Source organism: Pseudomonas sp. Marseille-Q8238 (genome assembly GCF_965111915.1).
The window spans coordinates 378,716-397,179 of the sequence record NZ_CBCOPI010000001.1; the positions used below are offsets into that span (position 1 = coordinate 378,716).

Genomic DNA, 18,464 nt, shown 5'->3' on the forward strand with positions numbered 1-18,464 from the left:
ACCAGGCGGGGCTTCAACGAACTCCGCTCGGTGGTTACGGCGCCTATCCCGCGTTGAGCGACGGGGCCGGGTCGTGTGCCCCATAACCCACCCTACGGATTGCATCTTCTCTTTGCTCAATCCTTGGCCAGCCGATGCCACAGGGCGTAGTACACCTGGCCGGCCTTCTGTTCGCGGTGCAGGCGCCAGGTGCTGGGCAGGGTCAGGGTCGATGGCGCGGCCTCGCTTTCGGTGTAGACCCAGGCATCACTGGCCAACCAACCCTTGTCTTCGAGCAGCGCGCAGGCCGGCTCCAGCAGGTCCTTGCCGAAGGGCGGATCGAGGAACACCAGGTCGAACGGCGTGGCCGCCTGGCCCTCCAGGTGACGCAGGGCGTCGACCTGCAATAGCTGGCCGTTTTCGCACTTCAGGGTGGTGAGGATCTGCCGCAGGCTGCTGATGGCGGCCGGGTTGCTGTCCAGGGCCAGGGCGCTGCTGGCGCCCCGTGACAGGGCCTCCAGGTACAGCGCACCGCTACCGGTGAAGCAGTCGAGCACGCGCGCGCCCAGCACGTGGGGCGCCAGCCAGTTGAATAGGGTTTCGCGTACGCGGTTGGGCGTCGGGCGCAGGCCGTGGGCCATCGGGAACGTGAACTGGCGGCTGCGCCATTCGCCGGCAATGATGCGCAACTGGCCGCTGCCATTGTGTTCGGGTTTGGCTGAGGGCTTGCGCATCAATGCTCCGGTACGCCGGTGGGTTGTTCGGCGGGTTTGTCGGTGGGTGGCGGCAGCTCTTTCTGCTCCACGGTCGGGCCGGCGGTGACGATGACCAGCGCATCAGGCGACAGGTGCTTGCTCATCGCGGCTTTGACCTGCTCGACGTCGAGGGCCTGGACCTGCGCCATGAAGTCTTCCAGGTAGGTCAGCGGCAGGTCATAGAAACCCATGGAGCCGAGCTGGCCGACGATATCGGCATTGCTCGCGGTGGACAGCGGGAAGCTGCCGGCGGTCTCGCGCTTGGCGTCGTCCAGTTCCTTTTGGGTCGGGCCGCTGGCCAGGTAGTCGCGCAGGATATCCTGCACCAGCTTGAGCGTGCCTTCACTGAGCTCGGCACGGGTCTGCAGGTTGATCATGAATGGCCCGCGCGCCTGCATGGCGCTGAATGCCGAATACACGCCGTAGGTCAGCCCGCGCTTCTCGCGCACTTCGCTCATCAGCCGGGTGCCGAAACCGCCACCACCGAGGATCTGGTTGCCCAGATACAGCGCGGCGTAGTCCGGGTCACGGCGGTCGATGCCGAGCTGGGCGAGCATCAGGTGAGTCTGCTTGGACGGGAACTCGATGTGGCTGGGGCCGGGTTTGGGCGTTTCCGGCTGGGCGGTCTTGGCCAGCGCCGGGCCTTTGGGCAGCGCGGCGGAAACTTCGGCGGCCATGGCCTCGGCCTCGGCACGCGACAGGTCGCCGACCACGGCGATCACCACGTTGCCAGCGGCATAGGCTTTCTGGTGGAAGGCCTGCAGCTGGGCGATGCTGATCGGCACGATGCTTTTCTCGTCGCCTTCACTCGGGTGCGCGTAGGGGTGGTTGCCGTACAGGCGCTCAAACAGTTGCAGGCCGGCGAGCTTGCCCGGGTTCTGCTTCTGGTATTCGAAGCCGGCCAGCAGCTGGTTCTTGATCCGCGCCAGCGAGTCGGCGGGGAAGGTCGGTTGGCCGATCACCTGCTCGAACAGCTTGAGCGCCGGCGCGCGCTGCTCCGTGGCGCTGAGGCTGCGCAGGCTGGCCACCGCCATGTCGCGGTAGGAACCGTTGCTGAATTCGGCACCGAGGCCCTCGAAACCTTCGGCGATGGCGGTGACATCCTTGCCGGGTACGCCTTCGTTGAGCATGGCATTGGTCAATGCGGCCAGGCCGGGTACGCCGTCATCCTGGCTGCTGCCGGCGGCGAAGGTCAGGCGCAGGTCGAACATCGGCAACTGACGGGCCTCGACGAACAGCACCTTGGCGCCTTCGGCGGTCTGCCAGGTCTGGATGTCCAGTTGGCGCCGGCTCGGCGCCTGGTTGCCCAGGGCTGCGAGGGATTCCAGTTGCGCGTGCTTGGCTTCGTTCTGTGCGGCAGTGGCGACCGGCTCGGCAGGCGCCGGCGCCTCGGCGGTGCGGGTGGCAATGAAGGTCAGCAGGCCGATCAGCAGGAGCAGGGCCAGGCCCAGCAGGCTGTAGCGCAGGCCGTTACGTTCACTCATGAGCGGTCTCCTCGGGCAGGACGTGGGCGACGCTCAGGCGCGTGCGGGTGAAATAGGTCTGGGCGGCTTTCTGGATGTCGGCGGGGGTCACGGCTTCCAGGGCGGTAAGCTCTTCGTCCATCAGCTTCCAGGACAGGCCGACACTTTCCAACTGGCCGATGGTGCTGGCCTGGCTGGTGATCGAATCCCGCTCGTAGACCAGCCCGGCGATCACCTGGGCACGCACGCGCTGGACTTCCTCGGCGCTCGGCGGGTTCTTTTTCAGGTCGTCGAGTTGGCGCCACAGCCCGGCTTCGACCTGTTCCAGGGTCTTGCCTTTCTGCACGTTGGGCACGGCGCTGAGCAGGAACAGGCTGTCGCCGCGCTTGAACGCGTCGTAGCTGGCGGAGGCGCCGGAGACCAGTTCCTCGCCACGCTCCAGGCGCGAAGGCAGGCGGGCGCTGTAGCCGCCGTCGAGCAGGGCGGAAATCAGGCGCAGGGCGTGGACGTCGCGCGGGTCCTTGGCGGTGGCCAGGCTCGGGACGTTGAAGCCATACAGCAGGCTCGGCAATTGCGTGCGTACATACAGGGTGATCTGCCGTTCGCCCGGCTCGGCCAGCTCCAGCGGTTGCTTGGCGGGCGGCACGTCGCGACGCGGAATGGCGCCGAAGTAATGCTGGGCCAGGCCCTTGACCTCATCGACGGTGACATCGCCGACCACCACCAGGGTGGCGTTGTTCGGGGCGTACCAGGACTCGTACCAGTGGCGCAGTTCCTCGACCTTCATGCGGTCGAGGTCGGCCATCCAGCCGATGGTCGGTGTGTGGTAGCCGCTGGCCGGGTAGGCCATGGCCTTGAAGCGCTCGTAGGCCAGCGAGTTGGGCCGGTCTTCGGTGCGCAGGCGGCGTTCTTCCTTGATCACCTCGATCTCGCGGGCGAATTCGTCGGGCGGCAGGCGCAGGCTGGCCAGGCGATCGGCTTCCAGTTCGAAGGCCACCGCCAGGCGGTCGCGGGACAGCACCTGGTAATAGGCGGTGTAGTCGTCGCTGGTGAAGGCGTTCTCTTCGGCGCCGAGGTCGCGCAGGATGATCGATGCCTCGCCCGGGCCGAGCTTGGCGCTGCCCTTGAACATCATGTGTTCGAGGGCGTGGGACAGGCCGGTCTGGCCGGGCGTCTCGTAGCTCGAGCCGACCTTGTACCAGAGCTGCGAGACCACCACCGGGGCACGATGATCCTCGCGGACCACGACCTTGAGGCCGTTATCGAGGCTGAATTCGTGGGTGGCTTGTGGTTCGGCGGCCTGGGAGGCCAGTGGCGTGAGCAACAGCGTAAACAGCAGGCCGGCGCAGCGGCGGGCGAGTCGATTCATTGATTCGGGACCTGTCGGACTGCCCGGACGGTCGTACCGCCGGCGGGCGAAGAGGTGCTAGGATACCCCATCCTTTTCCGGGGCGGCGCGACGGCCTGATCGGCTCTGCCGCGCCGCTCCCCTGAGATGCAATCGACCCATGTTTGGTTCCGAAGACGACAAGAAATCGTCAGCCCCGGCTGACAAGGCGCCGGCTGCTGGCGCAGAGAAGAAATCGCTGTTCGGCTGGCTGCGCAAGAAACCCCAGGATGAGCCCCGTCCGGCAACGGCCGAGCCGCCACCTGCTGCGCCTGTAGCGACCGAGCCGGCTGTCGAGGCATCGGTTGCCGCACCGGTTGAAACGGCGCCTGCTGCTTCTCCCGCCGAGCCTGTGGCGCCAGTCGAACCCGTGATCACGCCGGCGTCGACGCTTCCTGCCGAGACGCCTGCGGTTGTCACCGCAGTGGCGGAGCCGGCTCCGGCCGAGCCTGCGCCAGTCGTTGTAGCCGTCGAACCGCAGCCTGCTGTGCTTGAGGTTGCCCCGGTTGCCGAGCCCGTGCCGGCTGCCGTGGCGCCAGTCGAAGCCGAAAAGCCCGCCGTGTATTCCCGCTTCCGCATCAACGCCGGCAGCGAAGTGCCGCATGCCGTGCATGAGGTTGCGCCTGTCATCGAGCCGGTTGTCGTGGCGGCGCCGGCTCCTGAGCCGGTGGTCGAAGCGCTGGTCGAGCAGAACAAGCCCGGCGATAACAAGGGCGGCTGGTTCGCCCGCCTCAAGCAGGGGCTGTCGAAAACCAGCGCCAGCCTGGGTGAGGGCATGGCTAGCCTGTTCCTCGGCAAGAAGGTCATCGACGATGACCTGCTCGACGAGCTGGAAACCCGCCTGCTGATGGCTGATGTTGGCGTCGAGGCAACCACCGCCATCATCGGCAACCTGACCAAACGTGTGGCGCGCAAGGAGCTGGCCGATAGCGGCGCCCTGTACAAGGCGCTGCAGGATGAGCTGGCCGGGCTGCTCAAGCCGGTCGAGCAGCCGCTGGCGGTCGATACGGCCAAGCAGCCCTACGTGATCCTGGTGGTCGGAGTGAACGGTGTCGGCAAGACCACCACCATCGGCAAGCTGGCGAAGAAGCTGCAGGGCGAGGGCAAGAAGGTCATGCTCGCCGCTGGCGACACCTTCCGCGCCGCCGCCGTCGAGCAGTTGCAGGTCTGGGGTGAGCGCAACAACATCGCGGTCATCGCCCAGCACACCGGCGCTGATTCGGCCTCGGTGATCTTCGACTCGGTACAGGCCGCCAAGGCCCGTGGCATCGATGTGCTGATCGCCGACACCGCCGGACGCCTGCACACCAAAGACAACCTGATGGAAGAGTTGAAGAAGGTGCGCCGGGTGATCGGCAAGCTCGACGACACCGCGCCGCACGAAGTGCTGCTGGTGCTCGACGCCGGTACCGGGCAGAACGCCATCAACCAGACCAAGCAGTTCAACCAGGCCGTGGCGTTGACCGGCCTGGCGCTGACCAAGCTGGACGGCACGGCCAAGGGCGGCGTGATCTTTGCCCTGGCCAAGCAGTTCGGTTTGCCGATTCGCTACATTGGTGTTGGCGAAGGCATCGACGATCTGCGCACCTTCGTCGCAGAGGATTTTGTCCAGGCCCTCTTTTCCGAGAGAGATGAACCCGTGAGAGACAAGGCATGATTCGATTCGAGCAGGTCGGCAAGCGGTATCCCAATGGCCATGTCGGGTTGCACGAACTGAGTTTCCGCGTGCGTCGCGGCGAGTTCCTCTTCGTCACCGGCCACTCCGGCGCCGGCAAGAGCACCCTGTTGCGCCTGCTGTTGGCAATGGAACGGCCGACCACCGGCAAGCTGCTGCTGGCCGGGCAGGACCTGTCGAGCATCACCAACGCGCAGATCCCGTTCCTGCGTCGGCAGATCGGCGTGGTGTTCCAGAATCACCAACTGCTGTTCGACCGCAGCGTGTTCAACAACGTCGCCCTGCCATTGCAGATACTGGGCCTGTCCAAGGAAGAGATCGCCAAGCGCGTCAACTCGGCGCTGGAGCGGGTTTCCCTGACGGACAAGGCCGAGCAGTTCCCGGCGGACCTGTCCACCGGCCAGCAACAGCGCGTCGGCATTGCCCGCGCCGTGGTGCATCGTCCGGCCCTGCTGCTGGCGGATGAGCCCACCGGTAACCTCGACCCGCGCCTGGCCGCTGAAATCATGGGCGTGTTCGAGGACATCAACCGCCTGGGCACCACTGTGCTGATCGCCAGTCACGACCTGGCGCTGATCGCCCGCATGCGCCACCGCATGCTGACCCTGCAACGTGGCCGTCTGATCGGTGACGGGGAGGCCAGCTGATGAGCGAGACGCAACGCAACACCAAGGCCGCCGAGCGGGTCGGCGCGGTCCAGAGCAAGGCCGACAAGCCGATCAATGACGGGCCTGATTTCAACACCCTGCTGCGCGCCTGGCTGGAAAACCACCGTGCCAGCCTGGTCGACAGCCTGCGCCGACTGGCCAAGCAACCAATCGGCAGCTTCTTTACCTGCCTGGTGATGGCCATTGCCCTGTCGCTGCCCATGGGGCTGTCGCTGCTGCTGAGCAACGTCGAGCGCCTGGGCGGCTCCTGGCAGCGTGCGGCGCAGATCTCCCTGTACCTGAAACTCGATACCAGTGAAGCGGCCGGACAGAAGCTGCGCGACGAAATCGCCGGCATGCCGGACGTGGCCGAGGCCGACTGGATCAGCCGTGAACAAGCGCTGGCCGAGTTCCAGCAGCAGTCGGGTATCGGCGAAGCCCTGCGCGACCTGCCGGACAACCCGCTGCCTGGCGTGGTGGTGGTGACGCCGAACGAAGTCGACAAGCCAGCCCTGGAGGCGCTGCGCCTGCGCCTGGCCGAATTGCCCGGTGTGCAGCAGGCGCAGCTCGACCTGCTGTGGGTCGAGCGACTGTCGGCGATCCTCAAGCTGGGCGAGCATTTCGTCTTCGGCTTGACCTTGCTGCTGGTACTGGCCTTGCTGCTGGTGATCGGCAACACCATTCGCCTGCACATCGAGAACCGCCGTACCGAGATCGAAGTGATCAAGCTGGTAGGCGGTACCGATGGCTACGTGCGCCGGCCTTTCCTTTATATGGGTGCGCTGTATGGTGTGGGTGCCGGCGTGCTGGCCTGGGGCGTACTGGCCTTTGGCCTGGATTGGCTCAATGGCGCGGTGGTGCGCCTGGCCGGCCTCTACGGCAGCGATTTCGCGCTGACCGGCGTGCCGGTAGACGATGGTCTGTCATTGCTGCTCGGCGCCGTGTTATTGGGCTATATTGGCGCCTGGCTAGCGGTGGCGCGTCATTTGAGTGAACTCGCGCCAAGATAGTAAGTTGTTGATTTATATGAATATTGTTGGCTGTTTGCGAACTTTTACCGGCGCTTGCAGTCATAGGTCGCAGTGCTAAACTGCACCCCGTTTCGAATGTTGGAGGTTCTTCAATGACCACGTCTCTGCAACCTGTGCATGCTCTGGTTCCCGGTGCGAACCTGGAGGCCTACGTGCATGCGGTGAACAGCATTCCCCTGCTGACGCCCGAGCAGGAGCGCGAACTGGCCGCCAACCTCTTCTACCAGCAGGATCTAGAGGCTGCTCGGCAAATGGTGCTCGCGCACCTGCGCTTCGTTGTGCATATCGCCCGTAGTTACTCGGGCTACGGCCTGCCCCAGGCTGACCTGATCCAGGAAGGCAACGTCGGCCTGATGAAGGCCGTCAAACGCTTCAACCCGGAAATGGGTGTGCGTCTGGTGTCGTTTGCCGTGCACTGGATCAAGGCGGAAATTCACGAGTTCATCCTGCGCAACTGGCGCATTGTCAAAGTCGCCACCACCAAGGCGCAGCGCAAGCTGTTCTTCAACCTGCGCAGCCAGAAGAAGCGTCTGGCCTGGTTGAGCAACGACGAAGTCCATGCCGTGGCCGAAAGCCTGGGCGTGGAGCCGCGTGAAGTGCGCGAGATGGAGAGCCGCCTGTCCGGCCAGGACATGGCGTTCGATCCGGCCTCGGAAGATGACGACGAAAGCGCTTTCAAGTCGCCGGCCAACTACCTGGAAGATCACCGCTACGACCCGGCCATGCAGCTCGAGGATGCCGACTGGAGCGACAGTTCCAACGCCAACCTGCACGAAGCGCTGGAAGGCCTCGACGCGCGTAGCCGCGATATCCTCTACCAGCGCTGGCTGGCCGAGGAAAAGGCCACCCTGCATGACCTGGCGGCCAAGTACAACGTCTCCGCCGAGCGCATCCGCCAACTGGAGAAGAACGCCATGAACAAGCTCAAGGGCTCGATCGCGGCGTAATTCTCGGCAGGCAGCCAAAAGCCGCACCCAGGTGCGGCTTTTTTGTGGCTGTGATTTGGATGAGGGCCTGATTCCAAAACATCGCCAGCAGCAATAGGGCTGGTGAGGTTTCTCTCTAACTCATTGAGCATGATGGCGATGCCCTCAAGGCCTGGCCCCTCGGATGGGCCACTTTGAGGCTGTTGCGGGCAATCGACCTGTGCGTTTCATCGCGTGCTGATTGGTGGGCTAAAGCCCCCACCCTGCTCGGGATTCAGGCGCTGTAGGAAGGGCCGGAGGTGCTCCGCTGAAGTCCTCCAGCGTAGGGTGGGCTTTAGCCCACCCGTTGCGGTTCCTGTAACTGCCTCCAGACTCAAGGCCGAACCGTTTGCCGGGAGCTAGTCCAGACGGGATTTCTGCAGTTGATTGAGGTAGTGGCTGCCGCCGAGCTGGTTCATCTGCTGGCTGATCCAGCTGGCGCGGCGGCTGACGTAGGGGCCGGGTTTGGCCGGGTTCCAGGCGCGGGGGTTGGGCAGCACGGCGGCCAGCAAGCTGGCCTGCTGGCGCGAGAGATAAGGTGCGCCGACGCCGAAGTGCTTGCGTGCCGCGGCTTCGGCACCGAATACACCATCGCCCCATTCCACGCTGTTGAGATAGACCTCGAGGATGCGTTCCTTCGACCAGAACAGTTCGATCAGGGCGGTGAACCAGGCTTCCAGGCCTTTGCGCGGCCAGCTGCGTCCAGACCAGAGGAACAGGTTCTTCGCCACCTGCTGGCTGATGGTACTGGCGCCGCGCAAGTTGCCGCCCTGCTCGTTGTGCGCCAGTGCCTGTTGGATGGCGCCGATATCGAAGCCCCAGTGCTCGGCGAATTTCTGGTCCTCGCCGGCGATCACCGCGATCTTCAGGTTGTCGGGCAGCTCGCGCCACGGGCGCCAGGTGCGTTGCAGGGCGATGGGTTCGCCGTCGATCCACGACTCGACCTTGCGCTCGACCATCAACGCCGTGCCCGGTGGATTGATCCAGCGCAGCGCCAACACCAGCAGGGCTGAGCCGATGGCGAACCAGAACAGCAATTTGAACAGGCGGCGGAACAGGGTGCGCAGCATGGATGCCTTGGCCGAAAGGGGCGAGCGGGCCATTATAGCTGCCATGTTCCATCTGTCCCGGGGTGATCGTGTTGCGAATCTTTCTGCTGCTGGCTGCATTTTTCGGTTTTACCGGTGTGGCGCTGGGGGCTTTCGCCGCCCATGGCCTCAAGGCGCGGCTGAGTGTCGAGCATCTGGCGGTGTTCCAGACCGGCGTGCATTACCAGATGGTTCACGCCCTGGCGCTGGTCGGTGTCGCGCTGCTGGTGCCTCACCTGTCGGGGCGCCTGCTGAGCGCTGCCGGTGGCCTGTTTACCCTGGGCATCCTGCTGTTCTCCGGCAGCCTGTATGCGCTGACGCTCACTGGCCTGGGCAAGCTCGGCATCATCACCCCGATCGGCGGCGTGGCGTTTCTCGCCGGCTGGCTGTGCCTGGGGCTGACAGCCTGGCGTGCTGGCCAGGCTTGAGGACGAATGGTGTCCTTTGGCCTTGGTCGCTTTGGCTGATCGGGGCTAGAATGCCGACCCCTTTATGTTCTGACTGCCCCCGGCCATGCATATCCAGTTGAACGGCGAACCCTGTGAACTGCCCGACGGCGCGACCGTTGCGGACCTGCTCGAGCGCTTGCAGTTGACCGGACGGCGTGTGGCAGTCGAACACAACCTGGACATCGTGCCGCGCAGCCAGCATGGCGCGACCGTTCTGCACGACGGCGACCACCTGGAAGTCGTCCACGCCATCGGCGGCGGCTAGACCGCCTGCGAGGAGTAGCCATGAGCGCCATTATCGACAAGCCATTCACCCTGGCTGGCCGCACCTATGCGTCACGCCTGCTGGTCGGCACCGGCAAGTACAAGGACCTTGAGGAAACCCGTCAGGCCATCGAGGCGTCGGGCGCCGAGATCGTCACGGTGGCCGTGCGCCGTACCAATATCGGCCAGAATCCGGGCGAGCCGAACCTGCTCGACGTGATCTCGCCGGAGCGCTACACCATCCTGCCGAACACCGCTGGTTGCTACGATGCGGCCGACGCGGTGCGCACCTGCCGCCTGGCCCGCGAGCTGCTCGACGGCCACAAGCTGGTCAAGCTGGAAGTGCTGGCCGACCAGAAGACCCTGTTCCCCAACGTCATCGAAACCCTCAAGGCCGCTGAAGTGCTGGTCAAGGACGGCTTCGACGTGATGGTCTACACCAGCGACGACCCGATCATCGCCCGCCAACTGGCCGAGATGGGCTGCATCGCGGTGATGCCGCTGGCCGGCCTGATCGGCACCGGGCTGGGCATCTGCAACCCGTACAACCTGCGCATCATCCTCGAGGAAGCGACGGTCCCGGTGCTGGTCGATGCCGGCGTGGGCACGGCCTCCGATGCCACCATTGCCATGGAACTGGGCTGCGAGGCGGTGCTGATGAACAGCGCCATCGCCCATGCGCAGCATCCGGTGCTGATGGGCGAGGCGATGAAGCACGCGATCATCGCCGGGCGCATGGCCTACCTGGCCGGACGCATGCCGAAGAAGCTCTACGCCAGCGCCTCGTCGCCGCTGGATGGCCTGATCAAGTAAAGAGAATCCGATGAGTGAGATAGTCGAGTCGGCAGAAGAAGCCGCCGCCGAGCGCCCACTGCGTGGCATCAAGAGTTTCGTCATGCGCTCCGGGCGCATGACCGAAGGTCAGCAGCGTGGCCTCGACAATGGCTGGCCGAAATTCGGCCTGCAGCTGGAAGATGGCCTGCGTGATTTCGACCAGGTATTCGGCCGCAGTGCGCCGCGTACCTTCGAGATCGGCTTCGGCATGGGCCACTCCACGCTGGAGATGGCCGCCGCCGCGCCGGAGCAGGATTTCATCGGCGTGGAAGTACACAAGCCGGGCGTTGGCGCCCTGCTCAACGGCGTGCTGACGCAAGAGCTGAGCAACCTGCGGGTGTACAGCTGCGATGCCCTGGAAGTGCTGCGCGACTGCGTTGCCGATGCCAGCCTCGATCGTCTGCTACTGTTCTTTCCCGACCCCTGGCACAAGGCGCGTCATCATAAGCGCCGCATCGTGCAACCTGCTTTCGCTGAGCTGGTCCGCAGCAAGCTGAAGATTGGCGGCATCCTGCACATGGCGACCGACTGGGAGGCCTATGCCGAACACATGCTCGACGTCATGAATGCCGCACCCGGTTACCAGAACCTGGCCGGCGATGGGCGTTACGTGGAGCGCCCGACAGAGCGTCCGGTGACCAAGTTCGAGCGCCGTGGCGAGCGACTCGGCCATGGTGTCTGGGATCTCAAGTTCCAACGCGTCGACTGATTCAACGCCCCCAGGGAGCGGGGGCGAAAAATTGACCGGGACCACCCGGCACCCGCCACGGAAGGCTGCACACCTCACCCATAGCAGTCTGTACACCCAGCCACCCAGGTTGGCGTAAAAGAACAGCAGCGCATTGGATGCGCTGCGAGGAGAACGCTGTGTTGAGAGTTTTTACAATCCTGCTGCTGGCGGTTACCGTGCTGCCGGCTCATGCGCGTGTCGATGCTGCCCAGGCGGCACGTCTCGGGCAAGACCTCATGCCGTTGGGGGGGGAGCGGGCCGGCAATGCCGCTGGCACCATCCCGAGCTGGGAAGGTGGCCTGGATACGCCACCGGCGAACTATCAACCCGGCATGCACCACCCCGATCCCTATGCCGCGGATGCCGAGCTGTATCGCGTCAACAACGCGAACCAGGCCCAGTACAAGGCGCTGCTGACCCCGGGGCTGCAGAAGTTGCTGGCTGATCATCCCGACTATTACCTGCGTGTGCTGCCAACCCGACGCAGCGCTGCATCGCCGCAGCGCATCTACGACGCCACCCGCTACAACGTCAGCAATGCCACGCTGATTTCGGGCGGTAATGGCGTGGAAGGCGTGGCGGCAGGGATCCCCTTCCCGATGCCGCAGGATGGCGTCGAGGCCATCTGGAACCACATCATGCGTTACCGGGGCGACCAACTGCGCATGGTCACCAACCAGGCCGCGGTGCTCAGTGGTGGCGGCTATACCCTGCTCAAGCAGGAACGCGACATCCTCTTCGTCTACGGGCGCGAAGGCATGACCCCTGGCGAGCTGGACAACACCCTGTTCTTCTACAAGTACCAGATCGTCGCGCCGAGCAAGCTGGCCGGTTCCGCGCTGGTGGTGCAGGAGACCCTCGACCAGGTGCTGGCAATCCGCAAGGCCTGGCGCTTCAACCGGGGTGAACGCCGTGTGCGTCGCTTGCCCATGCTCGCCTACGACGCCCAGCAGCCCGATACCAACGGCATGGCCACCGCCGATGTGGTCGACGCCTACAACGGCGCGCCGGATCGCTACGAGTGGGCGCTCAAGGGCAAGCAGGAAATGCTCGTGCCGTACAACAGCTACGCCGTGCACCAGAAGGGCATTCCCTACGAGAAGATCCTGCACAAGACCAGCGTCAATCCTGAGCTGCTGCGCTATGAGCTGCACCGGGTCTGGGTGGTCGAGGCCACCTTGCGCACGGGGTTCAGCCATCCCTACGGCAAGCGCCGCTTCTACCTCGACGAGGACAGCTGGCAGATCCTGGCTGTGGACCTCTACAACCAGGATGGTGAGCTGATAGGCCTGCAGGAGGCCCACCCGATCAGCTATTACGACGTGCCGTCGTTCGCCAGCACCCTGGAAACCATCTATGACTTCAAGGGCAAGCGTTACTTCGTCGATGGCCTCGACAACAACGAGCCGATGTACAACTTCAAGGTCACGTTGAAACGGGGCGACTTTACGGCCGCCTCCCTGCGCCGAGGCGGAATCTGATCTGACAAAAAAGCCCGCGATTGCGGGCTTTTTTGTGGGGGCTCCGTAGAGCGCCTTCAGTATGGTTTGGTCCCCCGTCGTCTCCACGGCGGCCACTCTTCTGGGCGGTTACAACCCCGTCAGCAACTGGCGGTAATCGGTCACGGCGGCGAACTCTTCGGTGTCCTTGAGCGGTCCGCGGCTGTCCGGCTGGACGATACCGAGCAGGTGGGCGACGCCGAACTGGCGGGCGCTGCGCAGGATCGGCAGGCTGTCGTCGATGAACAGGCTGCGCGTCGCTTCGAAAGAAATCGCCTGGTGCAGGGCAGACCAGAAGCGCTGGTCCTCCTTGGGGAAGCCGTAGTCATGGGAGCTGATCAACTGGTCGAAGTACGGTGCCAGTTCGACGCGCTCCATCTTCAGCGACAGCGAGTCGCGGTGCGCGTTGGTGATCAGCACCACGCGCTTGCCGGCCCCACGCAAGGCTCCGAGGAAGGTGTCGGCGTCCGGGCGCAGGGCGATCAGGTGGGCCACTTCGCGTTTCAGTTCGCGCACCGACAGGTTCAGTTCGCGGCTCCAGAAGTCGGTGCAGTACCAGTTCAACTGGCCGGCATGCTGCTGGAACAGCGGCAGCAGTGTGGCATCGGCCAGCTCACGGCTGACGCCATGCAGCTCGGCATAGCGCTGCGGCAGATGATGCAGCCAGAAGTGGTTGTCGAAGTGCAGGTCCAGCAGGGTGCCGTCCATGTCCAGCAGAACGGTGTCGATGTCGGTCCAGGGCAGCAGGGGCATGGCAGAATTCTTGCGCAAGAGGGTCAGGAGTGTAAGCGGATGCGATATCCGACAGGGACAATCGGAATAGCCAAGGTATGATACGCGTTCGTTTCAAGGAGTGAGCCCATGCGTGAGAAACCTGTCGTCCTGGCCCGTGAGATCGTCGCGAGCAGCCGCCTGTTCCGTGTCGAGGAACTGCAGCTGCGCTTCGCCAATGGCGCCGAGCGCACCTACGAGCGACTGGTCGGCAAGGGCTCCGGCTATGGCGCGGTGATGGTGGTGGCGCTGCTCGACGCCGAGCACGCGGTGCTGGTCGAGGAATACTGCGGCGGCACCGGCGAGTACGAACTGTCACTGCCCAAGGGCCTGATCGAGCCGGGCGAGGACGTGCTGGATGCAGCCAACCGCGAGCTCAAGGAAGAGGCCGGGTTTGGTGCGCACAAGCTTGAGCTGCTGGCCGAGCTTAGCCTGTCGCCGGGCTACATGAGCCAGAAGATCCAGGTGGTGCTGGCCCGCGATCTCTATGAAGAGCGCCTGCCGGGCGACGAGCCCGAGCCGCTGCGGGTCGACAAGGTCAACCTGCACGAGATCAGCAACCTGCTGCAGAACCCGCAATTCACCGAAGGCCGTGCGCTGGCCGCGCTGTATCTGGTGCGTGATCTGCTGACCCAGCGCGGCGAGTTCCCGCGATGAGCCAGGCCTACCTGCCCGCCGTGATCGACCTGGTGCAACGCGCCGGGCACGCCATCCTGCCGCACTGGCGGGCCGATGTGGCGGTGAGCCAGAAGGCCGACGATTCCCCGGTAACCGCCGCCGACCTTGCCGCCCATGCCGTGCTGGCCGCCGGCCTGTGCGAATTGGCGCCGGATGTGCCGGTGTTGTCCGAGGAAGACTGCGACATTGCCCTGAGCGAGCGGGCGAGCTGGCAGCGTTGGTGGCTGGTCGACCCGCTCGACGGCACCAAGGAGTTCATCGCCGGCAGCGAGGAGTTCACCGTCAATGTCGCGCTGATCGAGAACGGTCGCGTGCTGTTCGGCGTGGTTGGTATCCCGGCCACCGGCCGTTGCTATTACGGCGGTGCGGGCCTGGGTGCCTTCTACCGTGATGCAGAGGGCGAGCCTCAGGCCATCCAGGTGCGCACTGCGCCGGCCGAGGCCTTCACCCTGGTGGCGAGCAAGCGGCATTCCAGCCCGGCGCAGGAGCGCCTGCTGGCGGATCTGCGTGCGCGCTTTGGCGAGTTGCAACTGGCCAATATCGGCAGCTCGCTGAAATTCTGCCTGCTCGCCGAAGGTCGGGCCGACTGCTACCCGCGCCTGGCGCCGACCTCGCAGTGGGACACCGCCGCCGCGCAAGGCGTGCTGGAAGGCGCGGGTGGCGAAGTGCTCGACCTGCGCGGCAGCGTGCTCGATTACAGCGCGCGCGAGTCCTACCTCAACCCGTCCTTCCTTGCCTTGCCGCAGGCGGCCGCGTGGCGTGCCGAGCTGATCCGCCTGGCGCAGGCGCTGGCCTGACATGGACGCCGACAGCCGCTACCTGCAGCAACTGCTGCACCATGACATTCCACTGACCCAGGCCCTCGGTCTCGGCGTACGCAGTTGGCAGGGCGGCGAACTGCGCCTGGAGCTGCCGCTGGCAGCCAACCTCAACCACGCGAGCAGCATGTTCGGCGGCAGCCTGTACTGCGGCGCGGTCCTGGCGGGTTGGGGCTGGCTGCTCCTGAGCCTGCGCGAGGCTGGGGTGACGGACGGGCATATCGTCATCCAGCAGGGGCAGATCGACTACCTGCAACCGGTCGTCAGCGACGCCGTCGCCCTGTGCGCCGCGCCTGCCGCTGCACAGTGGGAGCGCTTTCTCGCCGTGTACCGCCGGCGCGGCGTGGCGCGTATCAGCCTCGATACCCGCATCCTCGGCGCCGATGACAGTGAGGCGGTGCGGTTCAGCGGGCAGTATGTCCTGCAGCGCTGAGCGCCTGCTTACACGCTCCTGACGGTCGGCCATATTGCGTTAGAGCGAAGGGCTGGTGCGTATCGATAGGGATGGTCGGATCGAAGCCGTTGCGGGCAATCGACCTTTGCGTTTTATGACGCGTCGATTGGTGGGCTGAAGCCCACCCTACGCAAAGGGTATGGCTCTTTAGGGTGGGCCGGGTGGCGCTTCGCTTCAGCTCTGTAGGGTGGGCTTCAGCCCACCAGTTCCAGTGCCCGCAATTACCTCGACGTCACACCAGCAAGTCTTCGTAGAACGCTCCGTACGGCTTGCTCGGGTGGGCCAGCTGGATTTCCAGAATCCACAGGCCGGGGTTCGGCTGGTCGGCGAAATCGCCCAGGTCGCCGGCGCGGTAGATGGCGTGGGGGAAGTCGCTGACGCGGTGGCCCTTGATGTCCAGGTTCAGTACCCAGCCCATTTCCTCGGCTTGTGCACGCGCGTAGTCGTAGAGGGCCTGGCCGCTGACGCCGCTGTCTTTCCACAGGGCATTGACCTTGTCGAACAGGGTTTTCGCGGCAGCGGCGCAGGCCTGCATGTCTGCGTCACTGCCGGTGGTGAAGGTGGCGCCGGCATCGCCTTCGTGGCCATCCCACACGGCGCCCATGTCGATGAAGTAGATGTCGTCCTCGCCCAGCACCGGGTCGCCCTCGGAGCGCTGCTTGAAGGTCTTCAGGGTATTGGCGCCGAAGCGGATCAGCACGGGGTGCCAGATACGCTGCATACCGAGATCGGCCAGCACCTGCTTGGCGATGGCCGTGGCCTCGGACTCATGCAGGCCGGGTTTGATCTGCGCCGCGATCTGCTCGATGGCCTGCCAGGTCATCTGCTGGGCATGCTTCATCGACGCCAGGTTGTAATGCTGGCCGACGGCCTCTTTTGGTGATGCAGCGGTCACGGCTGACTCCTTCGTTCTGGGGCCCTTGGCGGGTGTGTCGCTGTATTATTTTGTATAGAGCGACGTGCCGTCGAGGGCCACAGGGCGAAAGCCGTTACAACGTGACGATATGTCCTTCATCCGCTGGAACCTGGCCGCGGTACAGGCGTGTGATCAGTTCCTCGGCGCTGGCGTAGCCGTGGCTGACCACCACGTCCAGTATCGGCGTGATCTGTTCGTAGAAGCGCACCAGGCCTTCGCCGATATGCGCGGACACCTGTTGCGGTCCCCAATCGGCATTGCGCTTGCGCAGCTGGATCGGCGCGAAGAACAGCTGCGGTTGAGGACCGGTTATCGCCGTGAGCTGCGCCGGGTCGGTGCTCTGCGCGGAGCCGGCGCAGCAGCTGTACAGCAGTTGCTCACCGAAGTGCTGGTGGACCCGGTCACGCAACGCCAGGTCGCTGGAGAAATCGACATAGAGCGTCGGCTGATCGGCTGCCAACTGGTCCAGCTCGTCATAGGCGATGGTCTGCTCATAGCAGCCAAGGGCCGCGACGAACGCGGTATTGCCGCGAGAGGTCAGCGCGACGCGTTGCACCCCTGCGCCTTCCAGGCATACCGCGGTGGCGAAGGCGGTCTTGCTCGAGGCGCTGGAAAACACCAGGCGTGTCGCGCCGAAGAAGTCGTTGTCCTGCAGGAAGTCGGCGAGCATCGACGAGGTCAGGAACAGCGGCTTGAGCAGGATCTGCAGGTCCTCCGTGGCGGCGCTGTAGTATGGGTCCCAGTTGCAGCGGGTGTACTGGTTGTAGGCCGAAGTCAGTTGGCGGCGATGCGCGCTGCTGTCATAGAAACCCCGATCGGTGACGCGCTCCGGTTGCATGCGCAGGTGGCTGGCTATCGGGAAATAGCCATAGAAGCGCTCACCCACGGCGATACCCTCGACCGTCGAGGCAACCACGTCGGCGAAGCCCCAGACGGGCACGTGGCCCCAGTCTTCCTGGCCGGTGGGGAAGAACTCCCAGTAGTTCATCGAGTCGCCGAACGCGGCATAGGTGATGTTGTTGGTGGTCAGCGAGAAGCGTTCGAGCCGGAGGATGATCTCACCGGGCGCGGCGATCAGGTCGTCGGTGTGCTCGTCGATACGGCTCTGCTCCAGCGCATTCTTGCGCGTGGTCAGCCGTGTTACTTTGCCTGGGTTGGGGTGGCTATTGGGCATGGCGGGCTCCTGCGGTTTCTATCAGCGGCGTGTCGTAACAGGGTACCGAGTGACGATGAACAGCAGGTTCGGAAACGCCGGCAAGCCACCGGCCTCGGCAGCAAAGTCGCGCAGCAAGCCACTCAAACGGCCCAGCCAGGCGCGGGCGGTGTTCACGGTCGAAGCCATTTACGAGGCCTTTGTTCGGATTTGGCTGCGCCAGGGCTGGAGCGCCCTGACCACCCGCGCGGTGGCTCTGGAAGCCGGCGTGGCCATCGGCACGCTGTACGACTACTTCCCCAGCAAGGAGGCCCTGCTTTCCGGCTATGTGCGCTATGGCATCGAGCGTCTGATTGCACGCATTGATGCCCAGGTGACGCAGGCGCCGGGGCTGAGTTGGCAGGTGCGTGTCGAACGCCTGCTGGAGCTCAGTTGCAACCCGCATGAGACCGAGCCGACCATCTTCGGCTACGAAATGATCCAGCTCGAACACCTGGTCGCCGAACGCAAGCATCATCAACGCGCGTTTGCGGAGCTGTCCGCCGCGTGGCAAGCGGTCTTCGCCGCCTGCGCGGACCTGCCCTGCCAACCCTCGGCGGCCACCGTCGAGGCCTGGCTCAATACTGTCTGGGGTGGCTACCGCTACAGCCTGACGGCGCAGCTTTCCCCAGTGCAGGCCCAGGCCTGGCTGGCCGAGGCGAAGGCCATGCTGCTGCAGCGCATCACCACCCTGGTGGCGCGCTAGCGTTACTGCCTCACCTACAGGCAAATGTGTTGGGCTCTCTAAAATACCTGGGCGCCGTGTTGGGCTGTTTTTATTCACACAGCCTGCAAATTACATAGTTTCCCTGATATCCAATTGCCATCCCTGACGTGTCCAATGGCAGCCAAGGAGGCCTGGATGTTTC

Annotated in this window: 20 protein-coding genes; 13 read left to right on the plus strand and 7 right to left on the minus strand. The window is 64.7% G+C overall.

Translation table 11 applies throughout. From position 1 onward, the window contains the following. Positions 1-116: 116 nt before the first annotated feature. The 3 genes from rsmD to ACWPW0_RS01660 are packed head-to-tail and all read right to left on the minus strand — an operon-like array spanning position 117 to position 3,566. On the minus strand, positions 117-713 hold the full coding sequence (gene rsmD, locus ACWPW0_RS01650; RefSeq protein ID WP_454254236.1) for a 16S rRNA (guanine(966)-N(2))-methyltransferase RsmD: 597 nt from the start codon (positions 711-713) through the stop codon (positions 117-119). Then, positions 713-2,218: a M16 family metallopeptidase gene (locus ACWPW0_RS01655; RefSeq protein WP_447588358.1), complete on the minus strand. Its 1,506-nt coding sequence runs from the start codon at positions 2,216-2,218 to the stop codon at positions 713-715. The genes rsmD and ACWPW0_RS01655 overlap by 1 nt, the downstream gene beginning before the upstream one ends. Beyond that, positions 2,211-3,566: a M16 family metallopeptidase gene (locus ACWPW0_RS01660; RefSeq protein WP_454254237.1), complete on the minus strand. Its 1,356-nt coding sequence runs from the start codon at positions 3,564-3,566 to the stop codon at positions 2,211-2,213. The genes ACWPW0_RS01655 and ACWPW0_RS01660 overlap by 8 nt, the downstream gene beginning before the upstream one ends. Positions 3,567-3,705: 139 nt before the next feature. Here ACWPW0_RS01660 and ftsY point away from each other — a divergent pair, with 139 nt between their 5' ends. The 4 genes from ftsY to rpoH all read left to right on the plus strand — a co-directional run bounded on the left by ftsY (position 3,706) and on the right by rpoH (position 7,884). Further along, entirely contained in the window at positions 3,706-5,241 is a 1,536-nt protein-coding gene (ftsY, locus tag ACWPW0_RS01665; protein WP_454254238.1) for a signal recognition particle-docking protein FtsY, read from the plus strand. After that, positions 5,238-5,906: a cell division ATP-binding protein FtsE gene (gene ftsE / locus ACWPW0_RS01670; protein WP_447588364.1), complete on the plus strand. Its 669-nt coding sequence runs from the start codon at positions 5,238-5,240 to the stop codon at positions 5,904-5,906. The genes ftsY and ftsE overlap by 4 nt, the downstream gene beginning before the upstream one ends. Beyond that, entirely contained in the window at positions 5,906-6,916 is a 1,011-nt protein-coding gene (ftsX, locus tag ACWPW0_RS01675) for a permease-like cell division protein FtsX (protein ID WP_447588366.1), read from the plus strand. Before ftsE ends, ftsX begins: the two co-directional genes overlap by 1 nt. A gap of 113 nt (positions 6,917-7,029) precedes the next feature. Next, complete coding sequence (gene rpoH / locus ACWPW0_RS01680) at positions 7,030-7,884, plus strand: RNA polymerase sigma factor RpoH (RefSeq protein ID WP_447588368.1); 855 nt, start codon at positions 7,030-7,032, stop codon at positions 7,882-7,884. A gap of 377 nt (positions 7,885-8,261) precedes the next feature. Here the strand turns inward: rpoH and mtgA are convergent, their stop codons facing one another. After that, positions 8,262-8,972, minus strand: a complete 711-nt coding sequence (mtgA, locus tag ACWPW0_RS01685; protein ID WP_447595510.1) for a monofunctional biosynthetic peptidoglycan transglycosylase — start codon at positions 8,970-8,972, stop codon at positions 8,262-8,264. Between the two features lie 68 nt (positions 8,973-9,040). On the opposite strand from mtgA, the gene ACWPW0_RS01690 reads away from it, so the two are divergent. From ACWPW0_RS01690 to ACWPW0_RS01710, 5 genes are all read left to right on the plus strand, one after another. Beyond that, positions 9,041-9,418 (plus strand): DUF423 domain-containing protein, encoded by a 378-nt coding sequence (locus ACWPW0_RS01690; RefSeq protein ID WP_447588370.1) that lies wholly within the window; start codon positions 9,041-9,043, stop codon positions 9,416-9,418. Positions 9,419-9,503: 85 nt separating this feature from the next. Continuing rightward, complete coding sequence (thiS, locus tag ACWPW0_RS01695; protein WP_454254239.1) at positions 9,504-9,704, plus strand: sulfur carrier protein ThiS; 201 nt, start codon at positions 9,504-9,506, stop codon at positions 9,702-9,704. A 20-nt stretch (positions 9,705-9,724) separates the two neighbouring features. Next, on the plus strand, positions 9,725-10,516 hold the full coding sequence (locus ACWPW0_RS01700; protein ID WP_454254240.1) for a thiazole synthase: 792 nt from the start codon (positions 9,725-9,727) through the stop codon (positions 10,514-10,516). Between the two features lie 58 nt (positions 10,517-10,574). Next, on the plus strand, positions 10,575-11,246 hold the full coding sequence (trmB, locus tag ACWPW0_RS01705) for a tRNA (guanosine(46)-N7)-methyltransferase TrmB (protein WP_454256683.1): 672 nt from the start codon (positions 10,575-10,577) through the stop codon (positions 11,244-11,246). A 158-nt stretch (positions 11,247-11,404) separates the two neighbouring features. After that, positions 11,405-12,748 carry a DUF1329 domain-containing protein gene (locus tag ACWPW0_RS01710; protein WP_454254241.1) on the plus strand — a complete coding sequence of 448 codons (1,344 nt, stop codon included), beginning with the start codon at positions 11,405-11,407 and terminating at the stop codon, positions 12,746-12,748. A 108-nt stretch (positions 12,749-12,856) separates the two neighbouring features. On the opposite strand, the gene yrfG is transcribed toward ACWPW0_RS01710, so the two are convergent. Then, on the minus strand, positions 12,857-13,519 hold the full coding sequence (yrfG, locus tag ACWPW0_RS01715; RefSeq protein WP_447588380.1) for a GMP/IMP nucleotidase: 663 nt from the start codon (positions 13,517-13,519) through the stop codon (positions 12,857-12,859). Positions 13,520-13,627: 108 nt separating this feature from the next. Here yrfG and nudE point away from each other — a divergent pair, with 108 nt between their 5' ends. The 3 genes from nudE to ACWPW0_RS01730 are packed head-to-tail and all read left to right on the plus strand — an operon-like array spanning position 13,628 to position 15,466. Next, entirely contained in the window at positions 13,628-14,194 is a 567-nt protein-coding gene (nudE, locus tag ACWPW0_RS01720) for an ADP compounds hydrolase NudE (protein ID WP_447588382.1), read from the plus strand. After that, positions 14,191-15,012, plus strand: coding sequence for a 3'(2'),5'-bisphosphate nucleotidase CysQ (gene cysQ / locus ACWPW0_RS01725; protein ID WP_454254242.1), 822 nt, complete (start codon positions 14,191-14,193; stop codon positions 15,010-15,012). The genes nudE and cysQ overlap by 4 nt, the downstream gene beginning before the upstream one ends. A 1-nt stretch (position 15,013) precedes the next feature. Beyond that, on the plus strand, positions 15,014-15,466 hold the full coding sequence (locus tag ACWPW0_RS01730) for a YiiD C-terminal domain-containing protein (protein WP_447588385.1): 453 nt from the start codon (positions 15,014-15,016) through the stop codon (positions 15,464-15,466). Positions 15,467-15,719: 253 nt separating this feature from the next. On the opposite strand, the gene ACWPW0_RS01735 is transcribed toward ACWPW0_RS01730, so the two are convergent. Next, the gene (locus tag ACWPW0_RS01735; RefSeq protein ID WP_447595512.1) at positions 15,720-16,328 is read right to left on the minus strand and encodes a M24 family metallopeptidase; all 609 of its coding nucleotides are present in this window, start codon (positions 16,326-16,328) and stop codon (positions 15,720-15,722) included. A gap of 148 nt (positions 16,329-16,476) precedes the next feature. Further along, positions 16,477-17,577: a DUF2855 family protein gene (locus tag ACWPW0_RS01740; RefSeq protein WP_454254243.1), complete on the minus strand. Its 1,101-nt coding sequence runs from the start codon at positions 17,575-17,577 to the stop codon at positions 16,477-16,479. Positions 17,578-17,632: 55 nt separating this feature from the next. Between ACWPW0_RS01740 and ACWPW0_RS01745 the strand changes: the two genes are divergently transcribed. Then, positions 17,633-18,301: a TetR/AcrR family transcriptional regulator gene (locus tag ACWPW0_RS01745; RefSeq protein WP_454254244.1), complete on the plus strand. Its 669-nt coding sequence runs from the start codon at positions 17,633-17,635 to the stop codon at positions 18,299-18,301. Positions 18,302-18,464 lie beyond the last annotated feature (163 nt).

Coding starts and splice junctions, on each gene's coding strand:
- ACWPW0_RS01655 (WP_447588358.1), bottom strand. CDS start 2,218: ATGAGTGAACGTAACGGCCTGCGCTACAGCCTGCTGGGCCTGGCCCTG.
- rsmD (WP_454254236.1), bottom strand. CDS start 713: ATGCGCAAGCCCTCAGCCAAACCCGAACACAATGGCAGCGGCCAGTTG.
- ACWPW0_RS01700 (WP_454254240.1), top strand. CDS start 9,725: ATGAGCGCCATTATCGACAAGCCATTCACCCTGGCTGGCCGCACCTAT.
- ACWPW0_RS01730 (WP_447588385.1), top strand. CDS start 15,014: ATGGACGCCGACAGCCGCTACCTGCAGCAACTGCTGCACCATGACATT.
- nudE (WP_447588382.1), top strand. CDS start 13,628: ATGCGTGAGAAACCTGTCGTCCTGGCCCGTGAGATCGTCGCGAGCAGC.
- ACWPW0_RS01745 (WP_454254244.1), top strand. CDS start 17,633: ATGAACAGCAGGTTCGGAAACGCCGGCAAGCCACCGGCCTCGGCAGCA.
- ACWPW0_RS01660 (WP_454254237.1), bottom strand. CDS start 3,566: ATGAATCGACTCGCCCGCCGCTGCGCCGGCCTGCTGTTTACGCTGTTG.
- ftsX (WP_447588366.1), top strand. CDS start 5,906: ATGAGCGAGACGCAACGCAACACCAAGGCCGCCGAGCGGGTCGGCGCG.
- ftsE (WP_447588364.1), top strand. CDS start 5,238: ATGATTCGATTCGAGCAGGTCGGCAAGCGGTATCCCAATGGCCATGTC.
- yrfG (WP_447588380.1), bottom strand. CDS start 13,519: ATGCCCCTGCTGCCCTGGACCGACATCGACACCGTTCTGCTGGACATG.
- thiS (WP_454254239.1), top strand. CDS start 9,504: ATGCATATCCAGTTGAACGGCGAACCCTGTGAACTGCCCGACGGCGCG.
- ftsY (WP_454254238.1), top strand. CDS start 3,706: ATGTTTGGTTCCGAAGACGACAAGAAATCGTCAGCCCCGGCTGACAAG.
- ACWPW0_RS01735 (WP_447595512.1), bottom strand. CDS start 16,328: ATGAAGCATGCCCAGCAGATGACCTGGCAGGCCATCGAGCAGATCGCG.
- cysQ (WP_454254242.1), top strand. CDS start 14,191: ATGAGCCAGGCCTACCTGCCCGCCGTGATCGACCTGGTGCAACGCGCC.
- mtgA (WP_447595510.1), bottom strand. CDS start 8,972: ATGCTGCGCACCCTGTTCCGCCGCCTGTTCAAATTGCTGTTCTGGTTC.
- ACWPW0_RS01740 (WP_454254243.1), bottom strand. CDS start 17,577: ATGCCCAATAGCCACCCCAACCCAGGCAAAGTAACACGGCTGACCACG.
- rpoH (WP_447588368.1), top strand. CDS start 7,030: ATGACCACGTCTCTGCAACCTGTGCATGCTCTGGTTCCCGGTGCGAAC.